At 45.4% G+C, this 14,664-nt stretch carries 18 protein-coding genes; all 18 read right to left on the minus strand.

All coding sequences use genetic code 11. The annotated features are described in order from the left end of the window. Positions 1-1,822, minus strand: a 1,822-nt coding sequence (locus tag Q5873_RS07875) for a hypothetical protein (protein ID WP_303060270.1), incomplete at its 3' end; no start/stop codon positions are given. Beyond that, on the minus strand, positions 1,809-2,444 hold the full coding sequence (locus tag Q5873_RS07880) for a putative phage tail protein (RefSeq protein ID WP_303060272.1): 636 nt from the start codon (positions 2,442-2,444) through the stop codon (positions 1,809-1,811). The genes Q5873_RS07880 and Q5873_RS07875, both read right to left, overlap by 14 nt. Next, a complete protein-coding gene (locus Q5873_RS07885; protein WP_303060274.1) occupies positions 2,441-3,454 on the minus strand; it encodes a baseplate J/gp47 family protein in 1,014 nt (337 codons plus the stop codon). The genes Q5873_RS07880 and Q5873_RS07885 overlap by 4 nt, the downstream gene beginning before the upstream one ends. Then, the gene (locus Q5873_RS07890; RefSeq protein WP_303060276.1) at positions 3,447-3,869 is read right to left on the minus strand and encodes a DUF2634 domain-containing protein; all 423 of its coding nucleotides are present in this window, start codon (positions 3,867-3,869) and stop codon (positions 3,447-3,449) included. The genes Q5873_RS07885 and Q5873_RS07890 overlap by 8 nt, the downstream gene beginning before the upstream one ends. Next, a complete protein-coding gene (locus Q5873_RS07895; RefSeq protein WP_303060277.1) occupies positions 3,866-4,294 on the minus strand; it encodes a DUF2577 family protein in 429 nt (142 codons plus the stop codon). The genes Q5873_RS07890 and Q5873_RS07895 overlap by 4 nt, the downstream gene beginning before the upstream one ends. Continuing rightward, positions 4,278-5,258 carry an XkdQ/YqbQ family protein gene (locus tag Q5873_RS07900; protein ID WP_303060279.1) on the minus strand — a complete coding sequence of 327 codons (981 nt, stop codon included), beginning with the start codon at positions 5,256-5,258 and terminating at the stop codon, positions 4,278-4,280. The genes Q5873_RS07895 and Q5873_RS07900 overlap by 17 nt, the downstream gene beginning before the upstream one ends. Continuing rightward, entirely contained in the window at positions 5,255-5,956 is a 702-nt protein-coding gene (locus Q5873_RS07905) for a hypothetical protein (protein WP_303060281.1), read from the minus strand. Before Q5873_RS07905 ends, Q5873_RS07900 begins: the two co-directional genes overlap by 4 nt. Next, complete coding sequence (locus Q5873_RS07910; RefSeq protein ID WP_303060283.1) at positions 5,953-9,048, minus strand: phage tail tape measure protein; 3,096 nt, start codon at positions 9,046-9,048, stop codon at positions 5,953-5,955. Before Q5873_RS07910 ends, Q5873_RS07905 begins: the two co-directional genes overlap by 4 nt. Before the next feature lie 3 nt (positions 9,049-9,051). Next, positions 9,052-9,183, minus strand: a complete 132-nt coding sequence (locus tag Q5873_RS07915; RefSeq protein WP_303060285.1) for a hypothetical protein — start codon at positions 9,181-9,183, stop codon at positions 9,052-9,054. Positions 9,184-9,239: 56 nt separating this feature from the next. Beyond that, complete coding sequence (locus tag Q5873_RS07920; protein WP_303060287.1) at positions 9,240-9,608, minus strand: phage tail assembly chaperone; 369 nt, start codon at positions 9,606-9,608, stop codon at positions 9,240-9,242. Between the two features lie 18 nt (positions 9,609-9,626). Continuing rightward, a complete protein-coding gene (locus Q5873_RS07925; protein WP_303060288.1) occupies positions 9,627-10,082 on the minus strand; it encodes a phage tail tube protein in 456 nt (151 codons plus the stop codon). 16 nt (positions 10,083-10,098) lie between these two features. Continuing rightward, entirely contained in the window at positions 10,099-11,229 is a 1,131-nt protein-coding gene (locus tag Q5873_RS07930; protein ID WP_303060290.1) for a phage tail sheath subtilisin-like domain-containing protein, read from the minus strand. Beyond that, on the minus strand, positions 11,219-11,680 hold the full coding sequence (locus Q5873_RS07935) for a phage tail terminator family protein (protein WP_303060292.1): 462 nt from the start codon (positions 11,678-11,680) through the stop codon (positions 11,219-11,221). The genes Q5873_RS07930 and Q5873_RS07935 overlap by 11 nt, the downstream gene beginning before the upstream one ends. Beyond that, positions 11,673-12,041: an HK97 gp10 family phage protein gene (locus Q5873_RS07940; RefSeq protein WP_303060294.1), complete on the minus strand. Its 369-nt coding sequence runs from the start codon at positions 12,039-12,041 to the stop codon at positions 11,673-11,675. Before Q5873_RS07940 ends, Q5873_RS07935 begins: the two co-directional genes overlap by 8 nt. Continuing rightward, positions 12,025-12,411: a hypothetical protein gene (locus Q5873_RS07945; RefSeq protein WP_303060296.1), complete on the minus strand. Its 387-nt coding sequence runs from the start codon at positions 12,409-12,411 to the stop codon at positions 12,025-12,027. Before Q5873_RS07945 ends, Q5873_RS07940 begins: the two co-directional genes overlap by 17 nt. Further along, complete coding sequence (locus Q5873_RS07950) at positions 12,408-12,770, minus strand: HAD family hydrolase (RefSeq protein WP_303060297.1); 363 nt, start codon at positions 12,768-12,770, stop codon at positions 12,408-12,410. The genes Q5873_RS07945 and Q5873_RS07950 overlap by 4 nt, the downstream gene beginning before the upstream one ends. A gap of 53 nt (positions 12,771-12,823) precedes the next feature. Continuing rightward, the gene (locus tag Q5873_RS07955) at positions 12,824-13,009 is read right to left on the minus strand and encodes a hypothetical protein (RefSeq protein ID WP_303060299.1); all 186 of its coding nucleotides are present in this window, start codon (positions 13,007-13,009) and stop codon (positions 12,824-12,826) included. Beyond that, positions 12,978-14,654, minus strand: a complete 1,677-nt coding sequence (locus Q5873_RS07960; protein WP_303060301.1) for a minor capsid protein — start codon at positions 14,652-14,654, stop codon at positions 12,978-12,980. The genes Q5873_RS07955 and Q5873_RS07960 overlap by 32 nt, the downstream gene beginning before the upstream one ends. Positions 14,655-14,664: the final 10 nt, after the last annotated feature.

Here is a 14,664-nt window from a genome sequence, read left to right on the forward strand (position 1 = left end):
TTCCCCCTTGGATAAGTAGGTTAAATCCAACGCAAGGAATCTTTATCCACCATCCATTAGCCGACGAAACATCACCAATGATCGGGCCTGTTGCCAGTGCGCTAATTCGGCTAAGCACCCACGCTGTCGTAGCAAACTGTGTATTATTTGCACTTGACGACGGAGTTGGCCCTGTTACGGTACCCGTGAAACTTGGCGAGGCTAACGGGGCCTTCAATCCTAGCTGCTTAGCGATTGTCGAGGCAAAATTAGCATCATTTCCCAATGCCGCCGCCAATTCTTTCAAGGTGTCCAGCGCACCAGGTGAGCCGTTGATTAATGCATTAATAGCATCTTGCACGAAAGCTGTAGAAGCCGCATATGTTGTATTGTCGCCCCGACTTCGTGTAGGAATAATGATACCACTCTTAGTTGTCACCGTTCCGTTAAATGTCATACTGCCCGACACAATGTGACCACCCTTTGTAGTCAGTAGTTCAGCGCTATCAACAATTGGCCCTCTGTCGGAATTAGAACGCGCAATAAATGCGCGAGTTCCTGTACGACTAATGCCAAATGCCGTTGCTCCACCTGCGTCGCTGCCATCGTAATGATCCATGTACAGCCAATTCTTGTATGAAGTATCCCCCATGACGGATTCATTCGACATTAGCGCACCGACGGTATTACGTCCAAAGTATCCGAGCGGCTGCTTGCCTCCATTTTGTGTGTAGATTCCTTTTAATACCGTTGCTGGCCCGATAAACTCTTTAGCTTCAACCGCCGCAAGCCCAAGCTTTAAATCACCAAATTTCCATTTTTTCACAGGGGAACCCGTGTAACCCTCGCTCCGATAGCCGAGCCAAACTTGCTCTTGGTTATTTGGTGTGCCTGTAAGTACAATCTCATTGCCTCTCGTGATAGCTATTGAATTAGACACACTTGATGTGTCAGCGTTACCTTTCACATCGCCAGTGAGCCATTTTGCCTTTAACACCGACAGAGTCCCGCTTCCTGTGCCGTCGTAGAACGCATACTCTTGTATCCGCCGTGTCCTATCTGCCGCAGCCCAGTTATACAAAATAGACGTGTCTGCATTCGCTGGGCGATTAGACAAGTCATATTTAATTTGTCCGTCATAGCGCGCCTTCACAGCATTAGCCACGCCTGCAGTGTCTGCATTGCTAGCGTGCTCAACATTATTAATTGTTACTGTCGTTGTTGAATTATCGCCCTTTGTGACGGTAAAGGAGTTCTCTGCTTTGCTTTTAATTTTTACGTCTTTGACGAATTTATCGAACAGCACTTTGTGCGCATTAGTATCTTTGTTATGGATGAGAAAAGCAGCAGCATGTGCTGCAGCATCTGCATTATGAAGGTCTAACTCTTCCCTAGTCGCATACTGCTGAGAATTAAATTTAATTTCTATTTTCGCAGCTTTATCGACAGCAAGCCCAATCTTCAGCCGTTTTTCGTTGTACTGTTTCGAGGGCGGGGTGTACGATGCGATATTAGCGTACGTATAAGCATATAGATATTCTTGCCCATCTTCCCCTACCTTGGCATAAACCCCAACTTCACGAACATAGAAGCCTTCATTTAACTTGCTGTTATCATATACAGTTGTCAAAAAAAGGACATTACCATCCTGCTCTTTTTTTGTGAAACCGCTCTCTATGACCTTGTGAATTAGCCCTTCGAACAGATCCGAAGGCTGATTTTCTTTTTTTACACCGTCACCCCATTCAGCGCGGGTGAAAATCAGTGCTTTTTGTTCGCGCAGTGCTTGCGTAAGCATTGCTCTCCCCCGGATTGTCGGGTAGATAGCATCATATTGACTCATTATTTCCTCCTATGTAACTAATCTCAAACACACTAATAGCACCACCAAAATACAGTGTGGCCGTGTCTATATTTATGTCTTCGTCCACCGCGGGGTTGATAGTTTCAATATCTAACTCAGAAACGGATCCGCCTACATATAGATCACCCTTTACTAAAAAAGAGTGCGCAATAACGTACGTCAGATGCGCCGGCTTATAGAAGTTAACTGCTGCCCTCAATTCTTCTAATGCTATGATTGTCTCCATATCGATTCTGAACACCCCAGGCGCCACATTCTCTACAATAGTTGCATCATGCGTCCAAACAATGCTATCAACGAGTGCCTGCATCCGTGACTTTGTTATAGTGTCCCTTGCCCGAATTTTTCGAAGCAATGCCGCCCTGCGTTCTGCTACTCCTCCGATAGAAGGCAAGTCGTATATACGCTCCCAGTCTGCGAGTCCCCATGTGGCCGTTTCAACAAAAAACTGACGAGCAATATCAATGATCGTCAGTCGTAAGTTCTCATGTTCAGTTGAAAGCGCATCCTGGACATCTTTAAAAGTCCCATCATTTGCTAAAAATTTAGGCAGATATCGAAGGACATCTACTTTATGCGTCCGCAACAATTCGAATATCATCGTAGCGTCACCGCCCCTAATACCGGCAATTCATCCGCCGCTAATTCAAGGTTGCCTTGCTCGCCGTTGAGTGTAAGGGCAGTATAATCATCAACCCCTACGGTATGAAATATAATGTCCCCGATTTTAGCCGCACTTACATATGTCGTCGTAATATTTTTAAAATACTCCATAATAGACGATTCTACGCTTGCCTTGTCTGCACGCCCTGTGATTTTGACTGAAATATCTATTGCCTTCTTCCTCGCCGAGACTATAGTAACCCGCGCGCCGATTGGCCTAACAGATTCAATGTATTCTGCTACACTACTCAGCAATTCTTCCGATGCGGCATCACGATTCGCATCAACTATAATGACCTTAACCGTGTTTGGCCCATCCCACGTTGGGATGATTTTTGCCGACCCTACGCCCGGTACAGACAGCGCCCATTCGAGGTAATGCGTTGCATTACCTGTTGTCCCCGGCGTCCGAACATGTAACAAATATCTTGCAAGCAATGCCGCATCAGCCTCTGCATCGTAACCATTTACTGTTGCAGATTCATTTGTCACCCCGGAAATGCCGGGAATAGATGCAGGGATTTCAGTGATTGTTCCTGGCATCACATTGCCTCCAATGCCTGCAACAGCAGCATGAACAGGTACAGATGCTGTATTCTTAATCAAAGCCGGCTCTGTTGTTTCAAATATGACGCCGGATTCTGTTGCAAAGCGAGATCCTGCTGGTAACTCTCCGTTTCCTGTCACAGTAACCGTTCCCACTGCCTGCACAGCCTCTTTTCGAAAAACGCCCGCCTCCGCAGCTCTCATTGTTAAGTACTCACCCCACGCTGTATCCGCAAAGGCAGCCTGATATAGCTGTTCTAGCTCGACTTCGGTCTTGCCAAATTCAATAGCGTTAGATGCGAATACATCATTTTCAAATGTACCCTCTATTTTGCTCACTGTTGATTTGCTAAGCTGCTGTAGTTCCTGTAAAATTTCTTGCTCGTCACGCGCTTTATACATTTATGTTCACCTCCCCATATACCGTTGTTAATGCGATATCACAATGCGTATAGTCACCATCTGTTTGAAAGTCAACACTATCAACGCTTCGTATATACGGGTTAACCATGAGGCACTCAATAATTACCCGCTTCAATTCGCTGTAACGTTCATATACCCCCATGACCTTGCCGATAAAGGGCTTTAACTCAATGCCGTACTGCCACGAATATGCTAAGTACTCATACCGCTCTGTCTTGAGCGCTTTGTACACCCATATTTTGAGCGCCTCATCACCTTCTACTATGATGCGTTTCCCTGCGTCGTCGTAGATAAAGCAATCATTTTCAAAGTCCCATGCATATTCACGAAAAGGAGGCAGTTCTTGTTCTGCAAGGACACTGACCCCGCCGGTAAAGGGAAATTCAACACTCATAACCTCACCACCTTTTGGCCGATGAGATACATCTGTTCAGTTTGTCCCGTGATAGGTGTAACAGAAACAAGATCACCGACTTCTAATGTATCTGTCATGATAATTGTGTCAGTATAATCGTTGTGAATATCATGATTGTGACTGGCGTACTCCGCATAGCCTCCACCGCCGGCGCGATTCTGCGTGGCAGATACAATATGTCCCTTAGCTGTTCGATCATGCCCGACGAGCCAGTAGTCATTACAATAAATTTGTTCGTGCGTGATATCAATATCGTTGCAATGCACAACAAGAAGCGGCGGCGGATTGGTAACGATACCAATCATAGTGCCTTGAGGGACATTCGACTTCGCTACTTCATGCATAACTTCTACAATACCTGCTGCACTATGCTCTGCAGCAGGTATTTTATTTGCGTCTGCCATCATCATCGCCTCCTTTTTCTTCATTCATGGTATTCTCGAATTCAATTTCTAAGCGCATAGTATGCTGCCCGTTTTCGAAAGTATGCGTATCCGATTTCACGTAAAATTGACCTGTGAGCTGCGCAATCATATCAATGATCTTAATTGAATACGATGATACAACCCGATAATCTCCGAGCAAGTCAATTGTTCCTGTACGTTCAGGCCCCTTCATTAGTGCCTTGACTTCCTCTTGCGCATTTCTGTTTGGATTGCTCTTATACGTCGCCATAATCATTGAATACTTCGACACCCATTCCGCGTTCCGTTCGTAACTTTTGAGGTTGCCTTGCTCGTCTGTAACTTTAACAGTATTAATCATATTCTCTATTGATTCGGAGTATGTCGAGTCCTCTTCGTTAACAAATTGATTTGCTTCGAAATCGCCTATGAGCGTACCTTTTTCGACCACGTCAAGCTTATCAATATTCATCACAGGATGATATTTTTTCTTATTTTTCTTCGACGCCTGCGTGTAAGCCATCATAATCATTTGATAGCCTGTTTTATCCGCCGCCACAAACGTCATTTTTACGCCTGTCTTTGCAAGGCTGCCAACTTTTATTCCCATCTCAGCACAAACAGCCGAGGCGATATCCTCGGCTGTCATATTTGTAAACTTCCGTGTGCTCTTCGATTTTGTAAGGATAAATAAATTATCATACGCCGTTACAGTAATTTTGCCGGCCTGCGTTGCCCGTTCAATTTTATAAATATTTCCTTGAAAGACAGGCTTAGCAGAATCCGTCTCAGAGAACCCTTGTACCGTTTCTCCTAAGTTCATGACATACTGAGGTACATTCATGTCCCGGGGATCAAATACATACTCAAATATTAATTTGCGAGCCACCTGCAACCGGGAACCGCTCCATGTACTTTTTTCTACCAGCCCTGATAAGTCGTTGCCTTTGTGCTTGATAATCACTCTTTAATCACCAGCTTTCGTAATTTGTCCGCATTATTAATAGCCAGCGTTTTAAGGTTATTCGACTCCGCAACTCGGCGCCAGTGTTGATACTTTCCATACGCCTTCTTGGCCACATCGAGCACGTCCGCGGCTTTTGTAACCATCGTTGCCTGTGTACCTCGCACTCCTGCATCCGGTCGGCCTCGAAGCCCAGTAGTTCTATTGACCTGATTAGGATTATTTGCCGACGGAGTAACAAGCTCAGGATATTCCGCTAGTTGCAGACTGTAATAGATATCTCCCGTGTTGTCCCGTTTTGAAGGATTGAATTCTTGAATAGCCATCATGAGGTTAATATCGAGCGACGGAATAATCACCCGCACCGGCTGCCGCAACTCTTTCCATTTTTTCAATAGTTGAACGCATTCCGTTGGCTGTTTATAGTCACCGACGACAAAAGGGTACTCATGGTCCGGATGTGGAAAGAATGATTCGAAAGACACCGTCTGCAGCTTAGGTAATCCAAAAATGAGAGCCTCTCCTCTAGCCGCGATATTCACTGTGCGATTATTCTGCCCCATCGTGCTGTCAATCTGATGTGGCGTCACAGGAAATGCTAAACGCTCACCGCCGCAACTTAACACTATTGTTTCACCACGTCGTGAAGGGGCTCCAAGAACAATAGAGAGAATATTTAATACAGAGCCTAACTTCATACAGAAACTTCACCTCCGAAATTACCAGCACCTTCAGCAATCAATCGATATAGTTTATACACTACTTCATCAATGTCTGCCTTTTCGCGAATTATAAATGTATTTCCGCTAATAGAAAGTTTTATATCGCCTTTACTGCGCTGTACCGGTCCACTTGGCACTTGCAGCACAGGTATTTGCTCCGGCTGAAGAAGCGGCTTAACGGCCTCAATATGTCGAGCTGCATCATCACTAAGATGAATCGGAGTAAATGCCCTCACATCTTGCGTAACTAAATCAGATGTCTCCGGCGATTTAATTACCGAAGACCTTACTTCATCTTGAATAATCCGCTTTGTTTGCCCAGCAGGGTATATCCTAGTGCCCCCGGCTAAGTCTATTAACTCTTCGCCGTGTTCATTGATTGTCGTCAAGCCACCCGTAAAGTACATTGTCCCTAGAGCATTTCTTTTTGGAGGTTTTTCACTACTAAAAAAACTATACGTCCCCTCTAATAGACTTCCTCCACTGCCTCCAATTTCAGAAGGCATCGAAATTCCCGAGGCCAGCGTGCTCAAGGTATTAAATTTAGACCGCAGCGGGCCGATGATGTTTTCTTCAAACCACCCAGTAATTCCTTGCCAAACCGCCTTAGCCCCCGCCACCGCATCACTGAACGCAGATATAATTGATTCTTTTGCACTATTTACTGCTGATACAAGCGGCTGCCACACATTCACATCAAACCATCCTTGGCATTCGCCCCACGCAGATTTAACACTTTCCCAAGCACCTTTCCAAGCCTGTGCCCGGAGGTCTGCCATCTGCGCCTCTTTAGAGTTTGTCTCCTCGGTAATACTGCTGAGTTCCGACTGTGATTGCCGATAGTTTTCTACAGCCTTATCGCCGGCTTCCTTAGTTTTATTACTAATCCAGTCCGTGACCGTTCCCCAATTTTCCATGAGTGCTTCACCACCCATGTAGCCGCCGATGCTACCTAAGACCCCGCCAATGGCGGCACCGGGAATGGCACCCACGCCGCCAAACGCGCTGCCGACAGCACCGCCGATAGCGGCACCGGCTTTACCACCAACCCAAGCGCCTGCTAGACCGCCAGCTACATTCGCTGTAGCCTGCATCCGTTGCCCAGGTTGAGCCGTAGCAATTTGATACGCGCCTGTGATCACTGGCAGCCAGCCTACACGCTTAGCTACAGCCTTAACCGGTTTTAATGCGTAACCGCCAACCTTCTTCGTAGCGTCAAACCCTGCACGCCAACGACTGCGTGGTTTTGTTGGAATTGGTGATTCTCGTGGAATTGAAGGCTTGCCCTTTGTTTTTGTCCCATCAGGGCCTACGCCACTATCTGTACCGGGCACTACACTACCGTTGACATATACCGTTGCGGCATTAACGGTCATATCACCGATGCCAGGTATCCCTTGCGAACCGCTCCTAGGAAGCTGTTGTTTCTTTTTAGGCGTTCCTTTGAGCCAATCGTAGGCCCGGTATCCCGTTTGCCCCATTTTCCACAACGCTTTTCCCGCTTTATATGTAACAGCCGTAGCCCCAATCGTTGCTATCCACGTGCCTAGTGAACCGTCAAATTCGTACAATGCTTTCATTGTATCGCCGACTACACGCGATAATAATGTATAGAGTGCATCGCCAATGCCTCCACCGTTTTTAATCGATTGTGTGACTTCGTCTATTACACTGTTTGCTTCCTTCACAATATTTCTCAGCTGCGCCCCCGGTCCATTGTCATCACGACCGTAGAACAACGTCAGCATAAATTCATCCCACTTAGAACCAAACGATTTCAAATCACCTGCAAGGTTATCATTCATGATTTTAGCGACTTCATCAGAGCGCCCTTTTGCCTCATCAATAGCTTTCGCTAATCGATTGAATGCCGCTTCATCTTTATCAACGATGGCAATGAGTCCACTCATCCCTTCTTGCCCGGCCAGCATAGATGCATACTGTGCTTTTTGCTCTTTATCAAGCCCTCTAAAGGATGTTCGCAAATCTGTGAGCAACGTTCTAAACGACTTCATCTTGCCGGAAGAATCTTTCATAGATATGCCCAACATATCCATAGCCGCACTTGATGTTTTCGTCGGCGCAGCTAAATTGGTAAGTAAAGAACGTAACGACGTACCGGCTTGCTCACCTTTAATACCTGCATCTGCCATGGCTCCAATCCCGACAGCTACGTCTTGTACACTATAGCCTAGCGCTCCAGCTAACGGTGCTACATACTTAAAGGTATAGCCCATTTTCCCAACGTTTGTATTGCTGCTCGTAGCAGCTACTGTCAATACATCCGCAAAGTCGCCCGCCTGAGATGCCTGCATATGAAACGCTGTCATAGCATCGGTCACAATGTCCGACACTAACGCCAAATCCTCCCCGGAGGCAGCTGCCAAACTCAATACGCCCGGAAGGGCACCGATAGATTCGTTTGTCTTCCATCCGGCCATAGCCATATATTCCAGTGCCTTTGCTGATTCCGTGGCGCTAAATTGCGTCGTAGCTCCGGCTTGCCGAGCCGCGGCAGTTAATCGTTTAAAATCATCTGTCGATGCACCGGAAATTCCTTGCACTCGTTTCATCTGCGCTTCGAAGTCTTTAAACGTGCTAATTGCACTCGATACGCCAAGCCCAACACCAGCCATACCAAGCATTTGCATAGGCACGCCCATAGTCAAACCGGCAGCCGTTTCGGAAAGCCTGCTTTTTACCTTTCCCATCGTCGGAGCCGTCGCATCTCGCATGGACACGGTGGCTGTATACACCTTACTGCTGAAGGCTTTAGCTTTTGCCGTAACATTACGAATCGTAGTAGTAGCGTAATCTTTAGCACGTAACGAGGTACTGTATACACTGCGCAGGCCGCCCAATGACGATTTTGCCTTGCCTACTTTTACGCCGAGCTCATCAAAGGCACGACCGGTACGTTTCGTTGCCGTGTCCGTTTTATGCAGGATTGGATCCAGTGCTGACGTACGCTTAATGAATTGCTCAAAGTTTGTAGACATCTTGTTGATGTTAGCACTCATATTATCTTTAAGCTCAATAACGGCACTCAGTCGCTGCTCTTCTGCCATAGATTACACTCCTTTCTTTTCGTATAAGCCCCATGATGCATATTTTATCTGCTGTGCTTCCCGGTCGCGTGCCGCTTCCATAGCGGCATGACAAAACAGCTTATCTGTAGTTGATAAGCTAAAAAAATAGTCCACAGGATGACCGCGTTCAATTAAAAAGGCGGCTGTCGCCGCCTCCCAGTCATCCTCTATTAGTTTTTTAGTTCATCATGGAGTTTTGCTTCAATGCCTTTGCCAAAACCGGCAGTTCTTAAAATTGCTTTCGTTAGCTCACCGATTTCGCCGGGTAAGAACAATTTACGCACAATGTCGATAGGCTCTACACATTCATACGCTTGTTGAAGCTCTTTATCTTTTAAGTTAGGTGCTGTTATCATGCTTAAAACAAGGAATTGTTCTGCTTCAGATGTATCATCCATTGTGCTCATTTCTGCCATGAAGGAGAGTGACGGCATTGTTGCCGTCACGGTCCCGATAGATGTATCAAAATCATAGGTCTGTTTTTTCTTAGCTTCAATAGATTCTTTTTTTGCGATTAAATCTTGTACACTTACTGCCATGTCTATATACCTCCAACATTATTCAACAAATTCAATGAATTGTGCATCTTCCGGCGTGAAGCCAAAAGAAAACTCTTTTTCCACTACTTTGCCTTTTTCAAAAGCAAGCAATAATAATTCGTTAAACCATACATTGTCTAGAGAAATACGTTCGTTTTGTCCACCTACTGCGTCCGGGTCTGCTAATAACCCTACGAGCGTCGCCCGTGGATCGCGGCCCGCTTTCCATTCTTCCAGATACGCATTGATGTTCCGGTTGATGACGCTGCGAATCGTAAGCGTCCCTTCCCCTTTGAGTCCGGTAATTTTGCTGTCGATGGAATTACCGATGTAAACATCCTCGCGTTCTGCCGTCACTTTCGCTTCAAATTTAGAAATTTCAAACAATAACTCGCCATCCCACCATACACGCCCGTGGTTACCGTTCCACCGTCGGCGACCGCGATATTTAATATCCTGTGCATCTCTTCCCATATGCCGTTACCTCCTATTACATTGTGAAATCGATCGTCAGATTTTCCATTGCGTCAACAAATACTAAGTTACCAGTCAAGCACACCTTGTCGCCGGTATTGTACTTACGAATTTCCATCGCACTCATTTCCTCTACATTCGCACCGTCGAGAATCGCATAATTCCGCTGGAATTTCTCATCAATATCGATAGTATTCTTACCGTCTTTATCAAGAATATTCCCTTTCAGCCCGTCAAAGTATACCATCGCGGCAGCGCAGAATAACATTTTATGATCATAATCATTAATGCATTTCCCCGCATAGTACTTCTTGAACGTATCGCGTAGGTCATCCGTAACCATATCTACGCCTTCCACAATTTTGATTTTGCGGAATTTCTCACCAACATCTGTCGTAAATGTAGTAAGCGAGTTGCCGGCACGCGCAATTTTAACACCGTCACCGTCTTCCTCATCGATGAGATGTAGCTCGCCCTTGTCGATGAGCATATTAATGTCCTCGTGCTGGCGTGCCGACACAACCTCCGTCAACTTATAATAGGTTGCGCTGCGGTCAAGAGGCAGCCCCGCTAAAATACCGGCAATACGACCTGTGTATTCCGTAGCTGTATATGTTTTGTACACCGGAGTGCCATCTTCACTTTTCCCATTTTGTACCTTAATGTCCTCAGCACAGAAATTAACAATGCCCTTGTCGTCCGCTGCTTGATGTGCCAATACAGCCTTGAATGTTTTGCGCTTAATATTACGTTGTGTTTTAATCCAGGACGCAATATCTTGTGCTTCTTGTTCGGTCGCATTTGGCGCGCATAACCAGTTAAATTTAATAGTATCAATAAGTTTTAATACATCGGCTAACGTGTTCTCTGCACTTTCAACTTCCGTGGTAGGCACCGTATAGAGCAGAATACGAAGCGGTGTCCCCAGCAGCGTCTTTTTAATCAAGTCCACATTACCCTCCGAAATCCCTTTTTCGGGAATATCTGCTACATCATTAATGCGATACCGTTTGATTTCATCAACAGTTTCATTGTGGAGAATCATTAGTACAATGCCTCGCGCCGACCGCTTTATTGCCGTAGTGCCCTTAGTCCGAAAATTGATGAAAATCTCCGGCATGCCAAACAGCTCTTTTTCATTTGCCATCCTCATTACCTCCTACATAATTAATTGTCACGTCAAGCTCCCTCATGAGCTCATATGTAATCTGTTCTTGCTCTTCATCTGTGAAGGCATCAGTGAAATCTAAGTCAAACATATAGTGCAATATACCATCGACGATGGTTTGTTCTGCCTCCATGATGGTAATCGCTCTATCCTCGACATAAAAAATAGGCCGTATGAGCTTTTCTAGCTCATCAGCCATTAGGTAGAGTTCTTTAGTTTGTATCCGCCCATTTCTCTTCGGCGGTGTAAACATAATATCAACCTGGATATATCTGTCGAAATATACGTCATCAAACGACTTAGACCGTATACTCAAATCGATATAAAAAAAAGGCCTATCGGCCTGTATCACTTCATCGAAGCTAACATCATATTTAAGTTTGGAGAGCTTCTGTACAAATGCTCTCTGAATAGCACGTAAGCTAAGCATTTAATATGTCCCCTATCACCTTGGCTATACGCTCAGGGTATTCGTCTTTGAAATTGTCCATGGCCGTATGTAACATCTTGCGCCCTTTGACTACCCCCTTGCCCCCTCGCTTACGATGCCCATATTCAACATGTCTTACATAGTGTGTCTCGTTATATACTTCGCACCGACCATGAATAACATCTGACTGTTTCCAGTCCTCACGCAATTGCCCCGTATCGACCGGAGTAAGCTCCATCGTATCGCTTTTGACATCTTCAGCCATCTGCTTAACGCAGGTATCAATTTTTTCCGGTCCTGCTTTCCGAATACGATCGAGTTTGTCTAAAAATGCCTCATCTCCTTCAAAGTGAAACGGCATCTGCATCACCTTCCTTTGTTAAGCGCACCTCTTGATGTGTCCCATACTTGAACCCATCAGCAGCGAATAGTTCATATCGTTGCCCGGTATGCGTTGTTACCGTGACAGTATCGCCGGCAATAATATCATATGCAGGGGACAAGCACAATACCAACTCCGTTGCCGCTGTCAAAGCTCGCGGTGTATCAGTAGCCGTCAATGCATTTGCTGATTGTATCGCTAAGTGACACGGAACATTCTCATAGACAATTTTATTCTCGTAAGCCAGCGCCCCAATATCATCATATCCATCACCGGCACGAGATACCGTCGCAGAGTCTTTCCAAAAGTAATCAGCGAAATACCGGCGATAGTTAGCAGTATCAATCATCGTGCCAGCCTCCGGTACAGATTCAGTGTTGGACGTAACAATTTAAACTCTTCATCTTCAGTAAGGCCATATATAGGCGTACTATTCACCGCAAATTCAATACGGTTGTCCTTTTCCTGAATCGCCTTTACTGGCGCATCCTTAGCGATTACCTCTCGCTCAATGTTCTTCATTACAAAGTCTAACGCTGTATACAGTAGCGTATCTGGGAAATCATCACGATGGCAATAGTCAAGTACCTTCTTCACAAAGCTTTGCACAGACAACCGCATACGCGGGGTATCATAATCCGGACTAACCTCAATTAGCATATTGCATATTTGCGTCACTGCATCGTCATAGCTAATATATGTCGTCATTGAATCACCTCCTAAAAATGGATATGAAAAAACCGCCTGTATAGCCTAGGCGGTTAATATCCGAACTCTTTAAATATCTTTTTCACAGCTTCACTGTTTGCCCATCGTTCTTCCTCTTCTAAATCACGAGGGCGTGGATTAGACAAAGCTTGTTTAAACTCCTCCGTGGCAAACTCGGTATCATCAATAATAAACAATTCACCGTTATCAGTATTTAACTGTTTTTTCTTTTTTGACATACCGGATTGCTCCTTTCTTGGCCAACTGATCTAAGACGCCTTCAACCTGATGTTCTATTAGCCCGTCCTTGTTTCTTTCATTATAAAGCTTTTCAAAGAGCATATCAACATCTCCATTGCGATTGATATTGCTAATGACATATATATCACCCACCCCGGTGACAACAACTGCCGTATTAACGAACGGCCTTGCCAAATATGCCCGTATGTCAGCTCTCGAAAAGCCAGTGTTATTTGGGTGATTATGTACAATAATTAAAGAATCTTTTCGTGTCAGGTATTCTACTGGGACCCTAATCCCAACTTCATTCGCATTTTCATTTCCCATAGCCGTTCCCACAACAGTGCCTTGTGTAATATCAATAAGCGCTGTTCGCTCCTGATTCTTGCCATTAGTAAGTGCTAAGCAAAGCATTGCTTCTTTATAAAGTGCTTTAGTAGCGTCTTTGGGCAACCCTAGCATATCGAACTGCTTACGGTACTGGTGGGAGTTAAGGTATTGTCTGTCTGCAAGGTAAGGATTAGGTGCATCCGATTTTGTCGGTTTAATCTTAGGCCCCGTATTCTTCGGCTGCTTAGCGGTAATTGTACGTTCCGCTTTCCATTCGTCCAGCGTCTTCGTCTTGTCAATATACACGGCCTTCCAATCTTCATATACCATATCGTTAGGTACATAGATTGTACCACCATTGGCATCTTTCGCAATGCGTTTCCCCTTCCGGTAATTATAGCTCTTGCGAGAACTAACAATAACTGACCGGCAATGCGGATGAAGCGGTGGAGCATTCAGCCCTTGCACCACCTCATCAATAGGATATATCTTGCCGTCATGGTCTCTACATTGCGCAGAAGTCTTCTTATCAAGTGTGGCCACGAATTTAAAGTACTTCATACCGGCATCTTTGATGCTATCGATATGAGCTTTATTCTGAATGTAGTTATGCTCCGTCCGGACAAGCCGGATGGCATTTTTGTATGCTACATTCATTCGCTTAGCTACATTACGAGCCATAGTCCGCACATCAGTTCCACGGTGTAAACCGTTAACCACTTCCTGCTTTAGTACACTAGCAAGTTTATCCGCGTTGCCCCAGATACGCTCGCTGTAATTTTTGCCTGACCACTGTGTGCGTAACGCGGCTTTCACATCGTCATTAGAGAGATGTACAGGCACGTTCGGTACGTACTTTCTAATATCGAAGGCCGATTGAAGAAAACCTTCTTTGTATTGACTACCAAGAAATATATCCATCGTTGTACTTTGCTTGCGAGCCAGCTTATCCACCTCTCGCAGTACTACGCTGTGCAATTCGTCGAGCCGGTTAATCCGACTGCGCATAGCGAGCGTATTAAGTTCTAATAACAGTTTACTGTCACCGGTTCGTTCTATCTCTGACACATAATCCGAGATATCCATTCGCCAATCTTGGAATTCATCGCTGGCGATAAGTTTACGAGCCTCAGAGATAGATACACCATTTTGCGCACTAAATCGCCCATATAGCGCATCAATCTCTTTCTGAATAGCACGTAATGAACGGCGGTACAGCCGTGACAGTTCTTTTTCTATCGTCTGTTCAGACAACTTTCGAGCCGCCGCCTCACGTTCGATATTACGATGCTGCCAATACTCTTCCGCCGTCATAGGCTACCTC

Source organism: Veillonella magna (genome assembly GCF_959600285.1).
In the GTDB taxonomy this organism is placed as follows: domain Bacteria; phylum Bacillota; class Negativicutes; order Veillonellales; family Veillonellaceae; genus Veillonella_A; species Veillonella_A magna.

Coding starts and splice junctions, on each gene's coding strand:
- Q5873_RS07885 (WP_303060274.1), bottom strand. CDS start 3,454: ATGTATAAAGCGCGTGACGAGCAAGAAATTTTACAGGAACTACAGCAG.
- Q5873_RS07880 (WP_303060272.1), bottom strand. CDS start 2,444: ATGATATTCGAATTGTTGCGGACGCATAAAGTAGATGTCCTTCGATAT.
- Q5873_RS07935 (WP_303060292.1), bottom strand. CDS start 11,680: ATGCTTAGCTTACGTGCTATTCAGAGAGCATTTGTACAGAAGCTCTCC.
- Q5873_RS07930 (WP_303060290.1), bottom strand. CDS start 11,229: ATGGCAAATGAAAAAGAGCTGTTTGGCATGCCGGAGATTTTCATCAAT.
- Q5873_RS07925 (WP_303060288.1), bottom strand. CDS start 10,082: ATGGGAAGAGATGCACAGGATATTAAATATCGCGGTCGCCGACGGTGG.
- Q5873_RS07890 (WP_303060276.1), bottom strand. CDS start 3,869: ATGAGTGTTGAATTTCCCTTTACCGGCGGGGTCAGTGTCCTTGCAGAA.
- Q5873_RS07910 (WP_303060283.1), bottom strand. CDS start 9,048: ATGGCAGAAGAGCAGCGACTGAGTGCCGTTATTGAGCTTAAAGATAAT.
- Q5873_RS07940 (WP_303060294.1), bottom strand. CDS start 12,041: ATGCCGTTTCACTTTGAAGGAGATGAGGCATTTTTAGACAAACTCGAT.
- Q5873_RS07895 (WP_303060277.1), bottom strand. CDS start 4,294: ATGGCAGACGCAAATAAAATACCTGCTGCAGAGCATAGTGCAGCAGGT.
- Q5873_RS07920 (WP_303060287.1), bottom strand. CDS start 9,608: ATGGCAGTAAGTGTACAAGATTTAATCGCAAAAAAAGAATCTATTGAA.
- Q5873_RS07945 (WP_303060296.1), bottom strand. CDS start 12,411: ATGATTGATACTGCTAACTATCGCCGGTATTTCGCTGATTACTTTTGG.
- Q5873_RS07905 (WP_303060281.1), bottom strand. CDS start 5,956: ATGAAGTTAGGCTCTGTATTAAATATTCTCTCTATTGTTCTTGGAGCC.
- Q5873_RS07950 (WP_303060297.1), bottom strand. CDS start 12,770: ATGACGACATATATTAGCTATGACGATGCAGTGACGCAAATATGCAAT.
- Q5873_RS07960 (WP_303060301.1), bottom strand. CDS start 14,654: ATGACGGCGGAAGAGTATTGGCAGCATCGTAATATCGAACGTGAGGCG.
- Q5873_RS07955 (WP_303060299.1), bottom strand. CDS start 13,009: ATGTCAAAAAAGAAAAAACAGTTAAATACTGATAACGGTGAATTGTTT.